Genomic DNA, 17,393 nt, shown 5'->3' with positions numbered 1-17,393 from the left:
GCGCATGGCCGATGGAGGCCAAGGCGGCCTTCGCCGCAACATGCGCCGGATCTTCTCGGTGCGGCAGCCCCCTTTTATCAGACGAGAGAGGTAATATCATGCAGAAATTTGACAGGATCAAATTCCGCAGCAATATGTCTTCCGCCGCCCGGCAGATCTCGGTCTCTCTGATGGCCGTGGTCGTGGCCCTGATCATCAGCATGCTGGTCATCGCCGCCATGGGCGTGGATCCCATGAAGGCCATGAGCAAGATGCTCTCCGGCGCTCTGGGCAGCAAGAACGCCATCGCTGAGACGCTGGTCAAGATGACTCCCCTGCTCTTCACCGGTATGAGCTATGCGCTGGCCAACCGTTGCGGCCTGACCAACATCGGCATGGAGGGCCAGCTCTACGTGGGCGCCCTCACCGCCACCATCGCCGGCGTGTACATCCCCGGCCTCCCCATGATCGTCCATCTGCCCCTGACCATGCTGGCCGGCTTCTTGGGTGGCGCCATCTGGGGCGGCATCGTGGGCGTTCTGAAGGTCCGCTTCGGCGCCAACGAGATCATCACCACCGTCATGCTCAACACCGTGGCCACCAACCTGGTCCAGTACATGGTCAACGGCCCCATCACCGAGCCCCCGGGAGACGACGCCCAGAGCTCCCCCCTGCTGGACAGCGCGTCCCTCCCCATCATCCTGAAAGGGACCCGGGCCCATCTGGGCATCCTCATCGCCCTGCTCTTCGTGGTCCTGTTCTACCTCTTCCTGTGGAAGAGCAAGAAGGGCTATGAGATCCGGGTGTCCGGCCAGAACCCCAACGCCGCCATCTACTCCGGCATCAATACCGGCCGCAACATCATCCTGGTCATGCTGATCGCCGGCGGTCTGTCCGGTCTGGCGGGCGCCACCGAGGTCATGGGCGTCCAGGGCCGGCTCTTCCCCAGCGTCTCCCCGGGCTACGGCTTCGACGGCATCGCCGTCTCTCTGATCGGCGCTAATACCGCCCCCGGCATCGTGGCCGGCGCCTTCCTGTTCGGCATCCTCCGGGCGGGCGGCAACTCCATGCAGCGTGCCACCGGCGTGCCCGTGGCCATCATCTCTGTGATCCAGGCTGTCGTCATCCTCATGGTGGTCGCCACTGGCTTCCTGCGTGAGGGCGGCTTCAAGCGCAAAAAGGCCGCCAAGCGGCAGAACGTGCAAGAAGGAGGGGTCTCTCAATGAATGCGATCGATATCCTCGGGGGCCTGCTCACCTCCGATCTCCGCATGGCAACTCCCATCCTGCTCTCCGCGCTGGGGCTACTCATCATGAACCGTTCCGGCCTCATCAACATCGGCTGTGAAGGCATCATGCTCATCTCCACCTTCATCGCCGTAGCCGGCACCTACTACACCCACAATGTGTGGCTGGGCATGCTGTGCGCCATGGCGGTGGCCGGTCTGCTGGGCGCGTTCTTCGCCTTCCTGACCGTCTCCCTCCGGGCCAACCAGATCGTGGTCGGCGTGGCCCTCAACACTCTGGGCACCGGCATCAGCACCGTGCTGAACCGGATGCTCTTCGGCATGGACTTCATCTCCGTGAAGGAGTACGCCTTCGCCAAGATCTCCATCCCCGGCCTCCAGGACATCCCCGTGATCGGGCAGGCCCTGTTCGCCCAGATGCCGGTGGTATACATCGCCTTCCTGCTGGTGCCGGTGGTCTCCTACTTCCTGTTCCGCACCCCCATCGGCCTGGACCTGCGCTCCGTGGGCGAGAACCCCCGTGCCGCAGACACTCTGGGCATCGACGTCTACAAGATGCGCTACGGGGCCGCGATCGTGGGCTGTATGCTCATGGGCATGGGCGGCGCGTTCCTCTCCACCGGCCTGCTGAACTCCTTCCAGGAGAGCATGACGGCCAACCGCGGCTTCATCGCTCTGGCCGCCGTCATCTTCGGCAAGTACAAGCCCACCGGCGTCATGCTGGCGACCATGCTCTTCGCGCTGGGCCTGGCTGTGGCCAACCTGCTGCCCTCCATCGGCTCCACCATCCCCTACAACATCGTCACCATGATCCCCTATCTGCTGACCATCGTGGCGCTGGCTGGCTTTGTCGGCAAGGTCACTCCTCCCGCGGCCGCCGGCAAGCCCTACAAGAAAGGCTAAGGAGGCGCGCAGTATGTCTATGATCCTGGAAATGAAGCACATCACCAAGCAGTTCCCCGGTGTGCTGGCCAACAGCGACGTGGACCTCTCCGTGGCCAAAGGTGAAGTCCACACCCTCCTGGGCGAGAACGGCGCCGGCAAGTCCACCCTGATGAACATCCTCTGCGGCCTCTATCACCCCACCTCCGGCGAGATCTGGCTGGAGGGAAAGCAGGTCCGCTTCTCCTCCGCCAAGGACGCCATGGCCCACGGCATCGGCATGGTCCATCAGCACTTCATGCTGATCCCCACCCTGACGGTGGTGGAGAACTGCCTGATCGGCGCCGAGTCCAAGAGCCCTCTGAAGCTGGACCTGGACGGCGCGGCCAAGCAGCTCTCCGCCCTGGCCAAGGAGTACAACATGGACCTGGACCCCATGGCCAAGGTAGAGGACCTGTCTGTGGGCGCCTGCCAGCGGGCCGAGATCATCAAGGCTCTGTTCCGGGGCGCCAAGATCTTGATCCTGGACGAGCCCACCGCCGTCCTCACCCCGCAGGAGACGGAAGAGCTCTTCCACATGGTCCGCAAGCTCACCGGAAGCGGCTACACCGTCATCTTCATCAGCCACAAGCTCAACGAGGTCAAGGAAATCAGCGACCGGATCACGGTCCTCCGCTCCGGCCGGAGCGTCCAGACCGTGGCCAATGACGAGTCCATCACTGTCAACGAGCTGGCCCGCCTCATGGTGGGCCGTGATGTGGACATGACCGTCACCCGCCATGAGACCGACCAGTCCAAGGCCATGCTCACCGTGTCCCATCTGACCCTGGGCACCCCCTCCGGCAGCCGGCTCCTCAACGACATCAGCTTCGAGGTCCACAAGGGCGAGATCTTCGGCATCGCCGGCGTGGATGGCAACGGACAGAGCGAGCTGGTCGAGTGCCTCACCGGTCTGCGCAAGGCCACCGCCGGCACCGCCGTCTACAAGGACCTGGATCTGGCCAGGAGCTCCACCCGCGAGATCATGAAGAAGGGCGTCTCCCATGTTCCTCAGGACCGCCAGAAGAGCGGCCTGGTCCTGAGCATGAACCTGTCGGAGAACCTGATCCTCCAGGACTACTATCAGCCTGAATTCGGCAAGGGCATGATGCTGGACTGGAAGTACATCAATGAGTACAGCGACCGGCTCCTGAAGGACTTCCAGGTGAAGGCCCCCAGCCGCTATGAGCTGGCGCAGAACCTCTCCGGTGGCAACCAGCAGAAGGTCATCATCGCCCGGGAGATCAGCCGCCAGCCCGGTCTGCTCATCGCCATGCACCCCACCCGCGGCGTAGACGTGGGCGCGATCGAGTACATCCACCGCCGCATCATGCAGGAGCGGGACGAGGGCCGTGCCGTCCTGCTGGTGTCCACCGAGCTGGATGAGGTCATGAAGCTCTCCGACCGGGTAGCCGTCATGTATGAGGGCGAGATCATGGGCATCGTCGATCCCAAGAAAGTCACCGTGGAAGAGATGGGCCTCATGATGGGCGGCCAGCGCCGGGACGACGCCCCCGCCGCTGTGGGATGACCCTCCCTCCCCTTTGCTGGTCCCACTGAGCCGCCCCTCTCCGAATGTCGGAGAGGGGCGGCTTTCCTCTTGCGCTCCTTCCCGGATCGTGCTATGCTGAGATAGAACAAATGATCGACCAGAAGGCGGTGCAGACGATGGATGCGCAGAGAGACGGGGCCCATTGGTTCCAGTATGGTCCAGAGGCCGTAGCATATCTGAAGCAGAAGGACAAGATCCTGGGCGCTCTCATCGACCAGATCGGTCCGGTCCGCCGGGAGGTGGACCCGGACCTCTTCTCCGCGGTGGTCCACCACATCGTGGGCCAGCAGATCTCCACCAAGGCGCAGGCCACGATCTGGGGCCGGATGCGGGAGGCCCTGGTCCCGCTGGATGCCGCCTCTGTCCTGGCCGCCGGTGTGCCCTGGCTCCAGAGCTTCGGCTTGACCTTCCGGAAGGCCGACTACATCACCGACTTCGCCGCCAAGGTCCAGAGCGGAGCCTTCGACCTGGAACAGATCCGGCACAGCTCTGACCAGGAGGCGGTCGAGGCCCTGTGTGGACTGAAGGGCGTGGGCGTCTGGACTGCCGAGATGATCCTGCTGTTCTGCCTCCAGCGGCCGGACGTACTCAGCTATGATGACCTGGCGATCCAGCGGGGCCTGCGGATGGTCTACCGTCACCGGTCCATCGACCGGGCGCGGTTCGAGCGCTATCGGCGGCGCTGGTCCCCCTATGGGAGCACCGCCAGCCTCTACCTCTGGGCCGCGGCGGGCGGGGCCGTCCCCGGTCTGACCGATCCGGCGCTCAGGGCAAAGCGTTCGATGCCCAAAAAGGGCAAAAAGGAGGGCCTATCATGATGTACACCACCCATTATGCCTCTCCGCTGGGCGGCATCCTGCTGTCTGCTGATGACGAGGGCCTGACCGGCCTCTGGTTCGATGGTGAGAAATACTTCGCCCACGGTCTGGACCCCCAACACGAGGAACGGGAGACGCCCATCCTTGCTGAGACGAAACGCTGGCTGGAGATCTACTTCTCCGGCCGGGAGCCGGACTTCCTGCCGCCCCTCCACCCCATCGGCTCCCCCTTCCGGCAGGCCGTCTGGAAGCTCCTGCTGGAGATCCCATACGGGCAGGTCACTTCCTATGGTGACCTGGCCCGGGCGATCGCCGCCCAGCAGGGGCTGGCGCATATGTCCGCCCAGGCCATAGGCGGCGCGGTGGGGCACAACATGATCTCCATCGTCATCCCCTGCCACCGGGTGGTGGGGACCAGCGGGAGCCTGACCGGGTATGCCGGCGGCATCCAAAAGAAGCTGGAACTGCTCCGGCTGGAGGGCGTAGATATGAGCGGTCTGACTGTGCCTGTCCGGGGGACCGCCCTGTGAGCGTGCTCCGGCTGGTATGCTTTGGGGACTCCAACACCTACGGCTTCGATCCCCGCGGCTTCCTGGGCGGCCGCTTCGGGCCGGAGGTCCGCTGGACCGGCCGTCTGGCCGCCATGTGTCCGGACTGGACCGTGCTGGAACAGGGCATGAACGGCCGTGAGATCCCCCACACGGCCGGACAGATGGCTGATCTGGACGCTCTGCTCACAAAGGCGGCTCCGGTCGGCCTGTTCTTCGTGATGCTGGGCACCAACGATCTGCTGGACTGTCCCGCTGGAACGGCTGCGGAACTGCTCTCCATCGTGGCCGGGCGGATGGACCGCCTCCTGATCCATCTGACGGAGCGCAGCGTCCCCACTCTGCTGATCGCGCCGCCAACGCTGGGACCGGCGGCAGCTGTCCCGTCCACGGATGCGGCGGAGGCTTCCCATCGGCTGGGCGATGCATACCGCGCTCTGGCGGAACGGCATGGCGTCTGCTTCGCTGATGCCGCCGGCTGGGGGCTCCCCCTCCTGTTCGATGGGATCCATCTCTCGGAGGCTGCCCACGCCCGCTTTGCGGAGAAGCTCCGGGAGGCGGTCGAGGGCGCACCGATCTGATATCAGACACAACGGAGCCGCCGCGGCAGATGCCGCGGCGGCCTTGTGTGCTCTATCCTGCTGTCAAGGAGACCTATGTCTCATCTCCGGATGCAGGCGCCGAGGGTGTTCTTGAGTCCGGCGTGTCCGCCCTCAGGATGGAAGCGGTCAGGGCCGGTCTGGATCTTCTTGGATCTGCTGCCCCGCCGATATAGAAGGGCCCGCATATTCAGATGGTCTCGACGCGTCTCATCGTTTCGACTCGTACGGCATCCATTCGTCAATGGTCCATGGGTACTTTCGCACACTTTTAGATATGTTTTCTCCGCTTCTCCGTGTCGAAAAAGATATTTTATCCTATCCAGTTGCAAATCGCTCCGAGCAAAGCTATAATCTCAGTATCGTATACTACTAAAATGTCATTTCAGCTTTGTTTTACCATTTTCAGGGATAACATCCCCGATCATCCATATTTTTGACCTCCGAGGAATGAGATGCTGCTGGGCCAGAGCACCCGCTTCCCCCTGCGCCTCCCCTTCCAGACCGACCGCCGGGCCGAGGCGCCTCTCCCCGCCCCAGCGGGTGGACCGGAGCCCTCTCTGCGGGGTATCCGGGTCCTGCTGGCCGAGGACGATGAGCTGAACATGGAGATCGCCCAGTTCCTGCTGGAGCACGCCGGCATGACCGTCCCCGGGACCCCGCGCCGCACCATCCACACCCCCGAGACACAGATGAGGAGCATTTGAGAGAATGAAGCATCCGATCACATATATCATCCCTCTGACCGCCTGCCTGCTGGCTCTGCTGTGCGGCGGCTGCCAGGGGAACGCCGCTTCGACGCCGGAGCCTCTCCCCACGATCGTGGTAGGCAGCGACACTTATCCGCCCTTCAATTATATCGGCGCCGACGGCCAGCCCACAGGCATCGACGTGGCCCTGGCCGGGGAGGCCTTCCGCCGCATGGGCTATGAGGCGGAGTTCCGCACCATCGACTGGTCCAGCAAAAAGGACCTGCTGGAGAGCGGCACGATCGACTGCGCCTGGGGCTGCTTCAGTATGGACGGCCGGGAGGATGAGTATCAGTGGGCGGGGCCCTATATGATCAGCCGTCAGGTGGTGGCCGTCATGCCCGACAGCGATATCGTCTTCCTCTCCGACCTGGCGGGCCGGGACATGGCCGTCCAGGCCACCACCAAGCCCGAGGAGCTCTTCCTCCGCGGCGGGAACAGCCGCCTGCCCCAGTTGGGGGAGCTCTTCTCCCTCAAGGACCGGGAGCTCATGTACCCCTTCCTCAGCAAGGGCTATGTGGACGCCATCGCCGCCCACGAGACTGCCATCCTCCAGTACATGAAGGACTACGATGTGGAGTACCGCATCCTGGACGAGCCCCTGCTCACAGTGGGACTGGGTGTAGCCTTCTCCCTGGAGGATGACCGGGGGCTGGCCCAGGCGCTGTCTGACACCCTGGACCAAATGCGGGAGGACGGCACCTCCGCGCGGATCGTCGGCCGCTGGCTGGAGGACCCGGAGCGCTATCTGGAGGTGGACGGCTATGATGGCTGAATGGAAGAAGCGGCTGGACCGCCTGTCCTTCCGGGCCGTGGCGGTCCTCACCGCCCTCATGCTGATCGGCGGGATCCTGTGGATCTCCGTCCGGAGCGACCTGACCGCCGCTGAGGAACATCTCTCCGGCATCCTCAGCTATGTGGACAGTCAGTGCTCCATCTATGATATCACCGAGCTGGCCTCTGAGACCAAGAGCCTCATGCGGGTCATCCAGGAGACCCGGCACGTGGAGCGGGCCATCCATGAGAGCGGTGTCCTCCCCGGCGAGGAGGCACTCCAGACCTACGCCGAGGACACCCATCTCACCGGGATCCTGCTCCTGGACCTGAACGGGGTCTGTCAGGCCTGCTATCTGCCCGACCGGGCGGAGGTCCTCGGGGTGCTGGACAGCGAGTTCCACAAGGAGACTCTGCTGGATGCGGCGGTCCATCCGGAAAAGACCTACTCCACCCGGCTCCTCTGCGCGGACGGCTCCTATCTGGACCTGGCCGCCTGCGGGCGGACGGACGGGGAGGGCGTCATCGCGGCCTACTACCACACGCCGCTGGCGTATATCGAGGCTTACAGCCTGTCCATCCCAAAACTCCTGTCCGGCTATCAGATCGACAGCGACGGCGTGGTGGTGGTGGCCAGCGGGAGCTCCATCGTGGCCTCCAACGACATCAGCCTCGTGGGGACCAACATGGAGGACGATCCTACGCTCCGGGCCCTCATGGACGAGGTCTGGGCCGGTGAGCTGGTCATGCTCCCCGGCGATACCGGCTTCAGCCGTAATTTCGGTATGATCGAGCGGGGGCGCAACTACTACGTCTACGCCTATCTCCACGGTCGGGACGCCTTCCCCTCCACGCCCCGGAACGTCCTGTTCGCCTTGCTCCTCTATGCCGCCGTGTTCCTGCTGATCCAGTTCCTGAGCTGGCGCACCGCTCAGCAGCATCATGAGGACCAGCTCCAGCAGGAGCGGATGTATCAGGAGAAGCTGCTGGAGGCCGCCCGGAGGGCCGAGCGCGCCAACATGGCCAAAACGGAGTTCCTCCAGCGCATGAGCCACGACATCCGCACCCCCATCAACGGCATCCGCGGCATGGTGGAGATCAGCGAGCATTACCGCGATGATATGGCGAAGCAGGATGAGTGCCGGGAGAAGATCTGGAACGCCTCCAGCCTCCTGCTGGACTTGGTGAACGAGGTCCTAGACATGGGCAAGCTGGAGTCCGGCAATGTGGTGCTGGAGTCCAGGCCCTTCCATCTGGTCTCTCTCGTGGACGAGATCGGCGACACGCTGGACCGGACCGCCGCCCAGCGGGGCATCACGATCGAGCGGCAGGACTGGGACCTGATCCACCCAGACCTGATCGGCAGTCCCCTCCACGTGAAGCGTCTGCTCATGAACATCCTGAGCAACGCCGTCAAGTACAACAAGGACGGCGGGCACATCTCTCTGTCCTGCCGGGAGCTCCCCGCCGAGGGGGACCGGGTGACGGTGGAGTTCATCTGTGCCGACACCGGGATCGGCATGAGTGAGGAGTTCCAGAAGCACCTCTTCGAGCCCTTCACCCAAGAGCACAGCGATGCCCGCTCCACCTACAACGGCACCGGTCTGGGCATGGCCATCGCCAAGAGCCTGGTGGACCAGATGGGCGGCACGATCGTCTTCGAGAGCAAGCTGGGCGTTGGCACCACCTACCGCATCACCATCCCCTTCCAGATCGCGTCGGAGCCGGCTCCCCGGCCCGCGGCGGGACCGCCCTCCGGCGTATCTCTGGACGGCCTGTGCATCCTGGTCGCCGAGGACAACGCCCTGAACCTGGAGATCGCTCAATTCCTGCTGGAGAATGCCGGGGCCAGGCTCACCACCACCGTCAACGGTCAGGAGGCCGTAGACTGCTTCGCCGCCGCGCCAGTCGGTGGGTTCGACGCGGTCCTGATGGATGTGATGATGCCCATCATGGACGGCTACGAGGCCACCCGGGCCATCCGAGCCATGGACCGGCCCGACGCCAAGACCGTCCCCATCATCGCCATGACCGCCAATGCCTTCGCGGACGACCGGCAGAAGGCCATCGACGCCGGTATGGACGAGCATCTGACCAAGCCGCTGGAGCCCGCCAAGCTCCTCCAGGTCCTGGCCCAGTATTCCGGCCGGACCGCGAAAAAATGATATCTGTGTCTCCCGCGCCGTGCCGGATCTGACTGGATCTGGCACGGCACGGGGCTTTTTCGCATCTATACGCCATCGGCGGACTGTCTTTTTTAGGAGGACACTCGTCGTTCTGTTCACTTTCCCGCACTGTACCATCCAGTTTTTTGCCCACATCCATCCGTTTCCGCCACTCCAGACGTCTTTATTCCGCCATATCGCACGATCGACCCCGGTCACTTCACCAAAATGATAAGGCAAAGTGCCGATATCTCCGGACACCTCTTGACAAACCGCTCCGAGAGGGATAAAACATCCTCCATAAACTGACCCATCGCGAAATATTGAGGAGGGACCGTATCATGAACACGCTCGTCATCGTACTGATCGCGGCTATACTTCTGGCCGCGGCGTATGCGTTCTACGGACGCTGGCTGGCGAACAAATGGGGCATCGACCCCAAGGCCAAGACCCCTGCCTGCCGTCTGGAGGACGGCGTGGACTTCGTACCCACCAATGGCTGGACCGTGTTCAGCCACCAGTTCTCCTCCATCGCCGGCGCGGGCCCCGTCACCGGCGCGATCCAGGCCGCCGTGTTCGGCTGGCTCCCGGTCCTGCTGTGGATCCTGATCGGCGGTATCTTCTTTGGCGCGGTCACGGACTTCGGCGCCCTCTACGCCAGCGTGAAGAACGACGGCAAGTCCATGGGCCTGCTGATCGAGAAGTACATCGGCAAGTTCGGCCGGAAGATCTTCCTGGCCTTCAGCTGGCTCTTCACTCTGATCGTCATCGCCGCCTTCGCCGACATGGTGGCGGGCACCTTCAATGCCTATACCGTGGTGGACGGCGTGAGCCAGCTCTCCGAGTCCGCCAAGCCCAACGGCGCGGCGGGCACGATCTCCCTGCTCTTCATCGTGTTCGCCATGGTCTTCGGCCTGATCCAGAAGCGGCTGAAGCTGACCGGCTGGAAGGAGACCGTCCTCGGTCTGGTCTGCACCGTGGCCGCTCTGGCCATCGGCATGTGCTTCCCCATCACCGCCGGGAAGGAGACCTGGACCTATGTGACCTTCCTCTATATCTTCTTTGCCGCAGTGCTCCCCATGTGGCTCCTCAAGCAGCCCCGTGACATCATGTCCACCTTCATGTTCGTCGGCATGATCGCCGGCGCGGCCCTGGGCCTGCTGGTGGCCCATCCCTCCATGAACCTGCCCGTGTTCAGCGGCTTCCACAACGACACGCTGGGCGACCTGTTCCCCATCCTCTTCGTGACGGTGGCCTGCGGCGCGGTGTCCGGCTTCCACAGCCTGGTCTCCTCCGGCACCTCCTCCAAGACGGTGGCCAACGAGCGGGATATGCTCAAGGTCGGCTACGGCGCCATGGTGCTGGAGAGCCTGCTGGCCGTGCTGGCCCTGTGTGTGGCCGGAGCGGCGGCTGCCGCGGACGGCACCCCCGCCGCCGGCACGCCCTTCCAGATCTTCTCCAGCGGCGTGGCCGGCTTCTTCGAGATGTTCGGTATCCCCGTGTACGTGGCCCAGTGCTTCATGACCATGTGCGTCTCCGCTCTGGCCCTGACCACGCTGGACGCGGTGCCCCGCATCGGCCGGATGTGCTTCCAGGAGCTGTTCAGCGTGGACGACATGGAGCACGCCGAGGGCTGGCGGAGGCTCCTGTGCAACTCCTATTTCTCCACGATCATCACGCTGGCCTGCGCCTTCGTGCTGACCCGGATCGGCTACGCCAACATCTGGCCCCTGTTCGGCTCCGCCAACCAGCTCCTGTCCGCGCTGGTGCTGGTGACCCTGTGCGTGTTCATGAAGGTCACCGGCCGGAGCAACAAGATGCTCTTCCCGCCCATGATCATCATGCTCTGCGTCACCGGCACCGCGCTGGTGGAGCGGACCATCGCGCTGGTGAAGGCGATCGCCGCCGGCTCCGCCGTGTTCCTGGTGGAGGGCCTCCAGCTGATCATCGCCCTGCTCTTGATGATCCTGGGCGTGATCATCGTGATCGACTCCATGCGGGCCTATTTCCAGGCCAAGCACGCCTCCGAGAAGACCGTCTGACCCGTCCTCCGCGGAGGAGCCCGGCACCCCTTTTCCCAGTGGGTGCCGGGCTTTTTTCCGTCCTGACGGGCCCCTTTCTGGTTTTTTCATGGACTTCCCCGGAAGATCGTGCTAAAATGGGATGACTTATGCAGATGATGCACCACATCGACCAGGAGGTCCTGATACGTTGAAAACTGATATCCTGGGCGTCGGCTTCGACACGCTCTCCCCTGAGGAGATGGTCCGCGCCGCCGCCTCGCTGATCGAACAGGGCGGATTCCACTACGCTGTGACGCCCAATCCCGAATTCCTGCTCACCGCGGAGAAAAACGAGGCCTTCCGGGCCGCCCTGAACGGCGCGGACCTGTCCATGCCCGACGGCATCGGCGTGGTCTACGCCTCCAAGATCCTGGGCCGCCCGCTGGCGGGCCGGGTCCCCGGCATCGACTTTGCCGACGGTCTCATGGACTGGATGGTCCAGAACGGCAAGCGGCTCTTCCTGCTGGGCTCCAAGCCCGGCGTGGCCGATCTGGCTGCCGTCAACCTGAAGGAGCGCCATCCCGGGCTGCTGGTCTGCGGCACCCACGACGGCTATTTCAAGGAGGACGCCCCCGTGATCGCCGCCGTGAAGGAGGCCCAGGCCGATGTGGTCTTGGTCTGTCTGGGCGCCCCCAAGCAGGAGCTGTGGATGGCCCAGAACGGACCCGCCACCGGCGCCAAGTTCATGGTGGGCCTGGGCGGCGCGCTGGACGTGTTCGCCGGCCATGTGGAGCGGGCCCCCGAGGCCTGGCAGAAGGCCGGCATGGAGTGGCTCTACCGGCTCATCAAGGAGCCCAAACGCATCGGCCGCATGGCCAAGCTCCCGCTGGTCCTGTTCCAGGCCGCCGGAGCCCGGGTCCGTGGAAAGTAAGCAGCATGGGAGGTCCATTCCTTGTCCGGTAAACTGATCGTTTTCGAGGGGACGGATGGGTCCGGCAAGTCCACCCAGTTCCGCCGCCTCTGCCAGCATGTGAAGGAGGCCGGCGTCCCATTCCAAAAGCTGGTCTTTCCTCAGTACAGCGAGCCCTCTTCCGCCCTGATCCGGATGTATCTGGGCGGCGAGTTCGGCTCCCACCCCTCTGATGTGAACGCCTACGCCGCCTCCACCTTCTATGCCGTGGACCGGTACGCCTCCTGGAAGAAGGTCTGGGGGCATTGGTACCGGGAGGGCGGTCTGGTCCTCTCCGACCGGTACAGCACCTCCAACGCTGTCCATCAGGCCTGCAAGCTCCCGCCCGAGGAGTGGGAGGGGTTCTTCCACTGGCTGGACGACCTGGAGCACGAGAAGCTGGGGCTCCCCCGGGCCGATCTGGTGTTCTATCTGGATATGCCCACCGACCGGGCCGTGGAGCTCCTCCGCAGCCGGGAGGCCGCCACCCACACCACCGGCGATATCCATGAAGTGGACACCGATTATCTGGCCCTCTGCCGCCGCACCGCGCTGGCCGCCGTCCCGGTCCTGGACTGGCAGAGGATCTCCTGTGTGGACGCCGGCGGCGCCGTCCGCTCCGTGGACGACATCCATCAGGAGATCTGGCAGAAGGCATCTCCGTTCCTGGGGCTGTGAGCCGTCCGGCTCCGTCCCGCTCTATGGATGATATTTAGGAGGTCGATCGAACATGGTCTATATCCTGCTCGCCCCCGGCTTCGAGGAAGCCGAGGCTCTGGTCCCCGCCGATCTGCTCCGCCGGGCCCGCGTCGAGACGGCGCTGGTGGGCGTGGAGGCCCTTGCTGTCCCCGGCGGCCACGGCATCACCGTCACCGCCGACTGCGTCCTGTCTCAGGTGGATCTGGCGCGGGCCGATATGCTGGTGCTTCCCGGCGGCATGGGCGGCGTCAACGCCATCCGGGCCTGCGCTCCCGCCCTGGAGCTGATCCGGACGGCCCACGCCAGGGGCGTGAAGCTGGCGGCGATCTGCGCCGCGCCCACGATCCTGGCCGGTCTGGGCCTGCTGGACGACCGCTCCGCCGTGTGCTACCCCGGCATGGAGGGCGAGATGGCCTCCGCCGATGTGCGGCCCGGCACTCCCGTGGTCGTGGACGGCTCCATCATCACCGCCGAGGCGGCCGGCTCCGCCTTCCCCTTCGGCCTCGCTCTGGTGGAGGCCCTGAAGGGCCCTGCCGCCGCTCAGGAGGTGTACCATGCCGTCCACTGCCATCACTGAGGTCAAGGCCGCGCTCCGCAGGGACATCCGAGCCCGCATGAAGGCCCTCACGCCTGAGGAGCGGCAGACCAGCGACCGCGCCCTCTTCGCCAAGCTCCTGGAACGCCCGGAGCTGGAGGCGGCCCACACCATCTTCGTCTACTACGGCATGGGGGCCGAGCTGGACACTTCCCGGCTCCTGCCCTCTCTCACCGCCATGGGCAAGCGGGTGGTCCTCCCCCGCTGTGCCGAGGAGCCCGGCATCATGGACGCCCGGGTCTATGATCCCGACGCCCCTCTCATCCGGCATCGCTATGGGATGCTGGAGCCCGGTCCCGACCGTCCTGTGGCAGGCCCGGAGGAGATCGACCTGATCCTGGTCCCCGGACTGGCCTTCGACAAGTCCTGTTATCGTCTGGGCCAGGGCGGGGGATACTATGACCGCTATCTCCCCCGGTGTCATGCCGTCACCATCGCCCTGTGCCGGGACTGCTTCCTGCTGGAATCCGTCCCCCGGGAGGCCCATGACCGCCCGGTGGACCTGGTGATCACCGAGTCCGGCACCTACGCGCCCGACCGCCCCTGACCGGGGCGGGACCAGTTAGGAGTTGAACCCCTATGTCTCAGGAATATGAACGATCCCCCGGCCGGCGGGTCCAGGGCCACAGAGGCTATTCCCCCTCCCGCCTCCAGAATGGCCGGGACGGCGGCGCCCGCCGGTCCTCCGACCCCTCTGCCCCCTCCGAGCCTCCCCGGCGGACTTCCCGTCCGCCCACGGGACGCCGGCGTCCCCGCCAGTCCGGCGGCTTCGGTGCCATGTTCTACACGATCTTCGTGATCGGTCTGTCCGCCCTGCTGGCGGCGGTCTGCTGGATCGCCGCCGGAGACGTGCTGGCCCTGAACAAGCCGGAGCACACCGCCACCGTCACCATCGAGGAGGGCTCCGACCTCTCTGACGTAGCCGATGTGCTGAAGGAGAACGGCCTCATCGAGTACAAGTCCCTCTTCAAGCTCTTCGCCTCCGCCACCCATGTGGAGCGGGACAAGAAGATCACCCCAGGTACCTATGAGCTGGACACCGATATGGACTACCATGCCCTGATCAACGGCATGGGCAAGTCCTCCGCCAACCGCAAGGAGGTCACGGTGACCATCACCGAGGGCATGACGCTGGACCAGATCTTCGCCCTGCTGGAGAAGGAGGGCGTGTCCACGGTCAGCAAGCTCCAGGCTGAGGCCTCCGACCACCAGTTCAAGTACAGCTTCCTCCAGGACCTGCCCACCGGGGACTATCACCGGCTGGAGGGGTATCTCTTCCCGGATACCTATACCTTCTACATGGGCGGCGACCCGCTCCAGATCCTGAACAAGATGATCCTCCGCTTCGACGAGATGTTCTCCGACGAGATGCGCCAGAAGGCCGCCGACCGGGGCTATTCTGTGGGGGACATCGTGACGATCGCGTCCATGATCGAAAAGGAGACCGACGGCACGGACCAGTCCAAGATCGCGTCGGTCATCTACAACCGCCTCTCCAACACCCGGGAGACCGCCGGCTTCCTGAACATCGACGCCACGATCCTCTACGCCACCGGCGGCACTCAGGTAGACACCAACGCGGACACTCCCTACAACACCTACACCCACACCGGCCTGCCCCCCACGGCGATCTCCAACCCGGGCATCGACGCCCTCCGGGCCGCTCTGGAGCCGGCCAGCACCAACTATTATTACTATGCTCTGGGCGATGACGGCACCCACTCCTTCTTCCGCACCCTGAAGGAACAGCAGCGCTTCATCGCCCAGCAGGACCGCTATCGGAACAGCGGGACCTGATCCAGCGCCTGATCTGCGGCGGGCACGGTGACAGCGCCGTGCCCGCCGCGTTCTGTCCTACTACACTCATGAGAAACGAGGGATCCCCTATGTCTATGGAACTACTGGCCCCCGCCGGGGATATGGAACGCCTGCGCATGGCGGTGGCCTACGGGGCCGACGCCGTCTATCTGGCGGGCACCGCCTTCGGGATGCGGGCCTTCGCCGGGAACTTCACCGCCGACCAGCTCCGGGAGGCCGTGGACCTCTGCCACCGCCACGGCGTGAAGGTCCACGTCACCTGCAACACCATGCCCCGCAGCGACGAGGTGGCGAAGCTCCCCCAGTGGCTGGAGACCATCGACAGCCTGGGCGTGGACGCTGCGATCATGGCCGACCTGGGCGTGTTCCGCATGGCGGAGAAGTACGCCCCCCATGTGAAGCGCCACGTCTCCACGCAGGCGGGCGTCACCAACTATGAGGCGGCCCGTGCCTGGCACGAACTGGGGGCCGACCGGGTCATCCTGGCCCGGGAGCTCTCCCTCCGGGAGGTGGCCGAGCTCCGGGCCAAGACCCCGAAGGAGCTGGAGGTCGAGGCCTTCGTCCACGGGGCCATGTGCGTGAGCTACTCCGGCCGGTGCCTGCTGTCCAACTACATGACGGGCCGGGACGCCCAGCGGGGAGCCTGCGCCCAGCCCTGCCGCTACAAGTACGCGCTCATGGAGGAGAAGCGCCCCGGCGAGTACTTCCCCGTGTTCGAGGAGAACGGCGAGACCTTCATCATGAACAGCCGCGATATGTGCATGATCGACCACATCGCCGAGCTGAAGGAGGCGGGTCTGGACTCCCTGAAGATCGAGGGCCGGGCCAAGTCCGCCTACTACGCCGCCGTGATCACCGGAGCCTATCGCCACGCGGTGGACGCGGCGGAAGCGGGCCTCCCCCTCTCCCCGGTGTGGCGGGACGAGGTGGAGAAGGTCAGCCACCGGCACTACTCCACCGGCTTCTGGTTCGGCCAGCCGGGCCAGTTCACCGAGGACGCCCGGTACATCCGGGACTATCAGGTCTGCGCGGTGGTGGAGTCCTGCGGTCCGGACGGTCAGGCGGTGTGCGCCCTGCGGAACAAGTTCCGGGAGGGGGACGAGTTGGAGCTGATCGGTCCCGGTCTGGAGCCGGCGGCCTTCCGGGTCCCGGCCATGACCGACGCCGACGGCTTCCCCCTGGAGGAGCCCCGGATCCCCCAGATGAAGTTCCACCTCCGGCTCCCCCACGCCGCCCCGCCCCTGTCCCTCCTGCGCCGGAGGGCTTCCGGACTGTAAGAGACGCTTGACATCCTTCCGCCGGTCATGCTAGGATGGAGTCGAAGGGAACTGTTTTTCATCGACACACGTGTTTGCGGAAGGATGTGGTCCCCATGCACCATCCCGTACCGATCCTACTTCCCCACCGATCTAGGAAAGGCAGGTGCCGATCATGGTCGTCCCCGCGTTCCAGAACAAACGTCTCTTCTATACCGTCCTGGCCGCGGCGTTCCTCCTCCTCCTTCTGGGCAGTCTCTGGTGCCGCTTCCGCGTCCGCTCCATCGCAGAGCTCCTACCCAACGGCGGGAACGACATCACCGGATGTCAGGTGGTGCTGCTCTCCACCAGGGAGTGCGGCGACGCGGAGTGTACGCCGGAACAGCTGGACGCCCTGCGGGAGCAGTTCTCCAGTATGGAGGTCCGCTGGGGCTCCTCGAACGACGTGGTCTTCCAGCCCTCCGATAAGGATGCCTATATGATCCTCCCCTGGGGGGACAGCGGATCCTATACGCTGATCCTCACCGACCAGGGCGTGTTCACGTATAAGGATCAGGTCTACCGGGTCACCACCGATACCGGACTGCTGGAGCTGCTCCGGAGCTGGGTCTGGGACCGCCAGCCCCGTCCCCATGCTCCCTGAGCGGTCTTTTTCAGTCGGCAACGGTGGAAAATGTGGGCCGTTCCGCCCTGTTTACCGGTCATGCTGTATACTTAGATAG

The 17,393-nt window shown here is 64.7% G+C and carries 18 protein-coding genes; 17 read left to right on the top strand and 1 reads right to left on the bottom strand.

The annotated features are described in order from the left end of the window. Window positions 1–98 precede the first annotated feature (98 nt). The 6 genes from KQI12_RS08620 (at window position 99) to KQI12_RS08595 (ending at window position 5,645) form a co-directional block, all read left to right on the top strand. Window positions 99–1,205 (top strand): ABC transporter permease, encoded by a 1,107-nt coding sequence (locus tag KQI12_RS08620; RefSeq protein WP_253290926.1) that lies wholly within the window; start codon window positions 99–101, stop codon window positions 1,203–1,205. Beyond that, window positions 1,202–2,128 carry an ABC transporter permease gene (locus KQI12_RS08615; RefSeq protein WP_216572549.1) on the top strand — a complete coding sequence of 309 codons (927 nt, stop codon included), beginning with the start codon at window positions 1,202–1,204 and terminating at the stop codon, window positions 2,126–2,128. Before KQI12_RS08620 ends, KQI12_RS08615 begins: the two co-directional genes overlap by 4 nt. 13 nt (window positions 2,129–2,141) lie before the next feature. Beyond that, entirely contained in the window at window positions 2,142–3,677 is a 1,536-nt protein-coding gene (locus KQI12_RS08610) for an ABC transporter ATP-binding protein (protein ID WP_216572548.1), read from the top strand. A gap of 110 nt (window positions 3,678–3,787) precedes the next feature. Then, complete coding sequence (locus KQI12_RS08605; protein ID WP_253290925.1) at window positions 3,788–4,516, top strand: DNA-3-methyladenine glycosylase; 729 nt, start codon at window positions 3,788–3,790, stop codon at window positions 4,514–4,516. Further along, window positions 4,513–5,046, top strand: coding sequence for a methylated-DNA--[protein]-cysteine S-methyltransferase (locus KQI12_RS08600; protein WP_216572547.1), 534 nt, complete (start codon window positions 4,513–4,515; stop codon window positions 5,044–5,046). The genes KQI12_RS08605 and KQI12_RS08600 overlap by 4 nt, the downstream gene beginning before the upstream one ends. After that, the gene (locus KQI12_RS08595; RefSeq protein WP_216572546.1) at window positions 5,043–5,645 is read left to right on the top strand and encodes a GDSL-type esterase/lipase family protein; all 603 of its coding nucleotides are present in this window, start codon (window positions 5,043–5,045) and stop codon (window positions 5,643–5,645) included. The genes KQI12_RS08600 and KQI12_RS08595 overlap by 4 nt, the downstream gene beginning before the upstream one ends. An 80-nt stretch (window positions 5,646–5,725) precedes the next feature. Here the strand turns inward: KQI12_RS08595 and KQI12_RS12645 are convergent, their stop codons facing one another. Further along, complete coding sequence (locus KQI12_RS12645) at window positions 5,726–5,851, bottom strand: hypothetical protein (protein WP_256445863.1); 126 nt, start codon at window positions 5,849–5,851, stop codon at window positions 5,726–5,728. A gap of 267 nt (window positions 5,852–6,118) precedes the next feature. Between KQI12_RS12645 and KQI12_RS08590 the strand changes: the two genes are divergently transcribed. The 11 genes from KQI12_RS08590 to KQI12_RS08540 all read left to right on the top strand — a co-directional run bounded on the left by KQI12_RS08590 (window position 6,119) and on the right by KQI12_RS08540 (window position 17,314). Continuing rightward, window positions 6,119–6,370: a hypothetical protein gene (locus KQI12_RS08590; RefSeq protein WP_216572545.1), complete on the top strand. Its 252-nt coding sequence runs from the start codon at window positions 6,119–6,121 to the stop codon at window positions 6,368–6,370. Window positions 6,371–6,374: 4 nt separating this feature from the next. Further along, on the top strand, window positions 6,375–7,187 hold the full coding sequence (locus tag KQI12_RS08585; protein ID WP_216572544.1) for an ABC transporter substrate-binding protein: 813 nt from the start codon (window positions 6,375–6,377) through the stop codon (window positions 7,185–7,187). Further along, on the top strand, window positions 7,177–9,351 hold the full coding sequence (locus KQI12_RS08580; protein WP_216572543.1) for an ATP-binding protein: 2,175 nt from the start codon (window positions 7,177–7,179) through the stop codon (window positions 9,349–9,351). Before KQI12_RS08585 ends, KQI12_RS08580 begins: the two co-directional genes overlap by 11 nt. A gap of 341 nt (window positions 9,352–9,692) precedes the next feature. Next, on the top strand, window positions 9,693–11,393 hold the full coding sequence (locus KQI12_RS08575; protein ID WP_216572542.1) for a carbon starvation protein A: 1,701 nt from the start codon (window positions 9,693–9,695) through the stop codon (window positions 11,391–11,393). A gap of 169 nt (window positions 11,394–11,562) precedes the next feature. Then, on the top strand, window positions 11,563–12,285 hold the full coding sequence (locus KQI12_RS08570) for a WecB/TagA/CpsF family glycosyltransferase (RefSeq protein ID WP_216572541.1): 723 nt from the start codon (window positions 11,563–11,565) through the stop codon (window positions 12,283–12,285). Window positions 12,286–12,306: 21 nt separating this feature from the next. Beyond that, entirely contained in the window at window positions 12,307–12,981 is a 675-nt protein-coding gene (locus KQI12_RS08565; RefSeq protein WP_216572540.1) for a thymidylate kinase, read from the top strand. A gap of 52 nt (window positions 12,982–13,033) precedes the next feature. After that, on the top strand, window positions 13,034–13,579 hold the full coding sequence (locus KQI12_RS08560) for a DJ-1 family glyoxalase III (RefSeq protein ID WP_216572539.1): 546 nt from the start codon (window positions 13,034–13,036) through the stop codon (window positions 13,577–13,579). Then, entirely contained in the window at window positions 13,557–14,144 is a 588-nt protein-coding gene (locus tag KQI12_RS08555; protein ID WP_216572538.1) for a 5-formyltetrahydrofolate cyclo-ligase, read from the top strand. Before KQI12_RS08560 ends, KQI12_RS08555 begins: the two co-directional genes overlap by 23 nt. Before the next feature lie 32 nt (window positions 14,145–14,176). Further along, window positions 14,177–15,394, top strand: coding sequence for an endolytic transglycosylase MltG (mltG, locus tag KQI12_RS08550; protein WP_216572537.1), 1,218 nt, complete (start codon window positions 14,177–14,179; stop codon window positions 15,392–15,394). Window positions 15,395–15,483: 89 nt separating this feature from the next. Beyond that, the gene (locus KQI12_RS08545) at window positions 15,484–16,692 is read left to right on the top strand and encodes a U32 family peptidase (protein ID WP_216572536.1); all 1,209 of its coding nucleotides are present in this window, start codon (window positions 15,484–15,486) and stop codon (window positions 16,690–16,692) included. Between the two features lie 145 nt (window positions 16,693–16,837). Beyond that, a complete protein-coding gene (locus tag KQI12_RS08540) occupies window positions 16,838–17,314 on the top strand; it encodes a hypothetical protein (protein ID WP_216572535.1) in 477 nt (158 codons plus the stop codon). The last annotated feature ends 79 nt before the right edge of the window (window positions 17,315–17,393 follow it).

The organism is Pseudoflavonifractor sp. MSJ-37 (assembly GCF_018917965.1).
GTDB lineage: Bacteria > Bacillota > Clostridia > Oscillospirales > Oscillospiraceae > Pseudoflavonifractor_A.
This window is presented reverse-complemented; position numbering and strand designations above follow the sequence as displayed.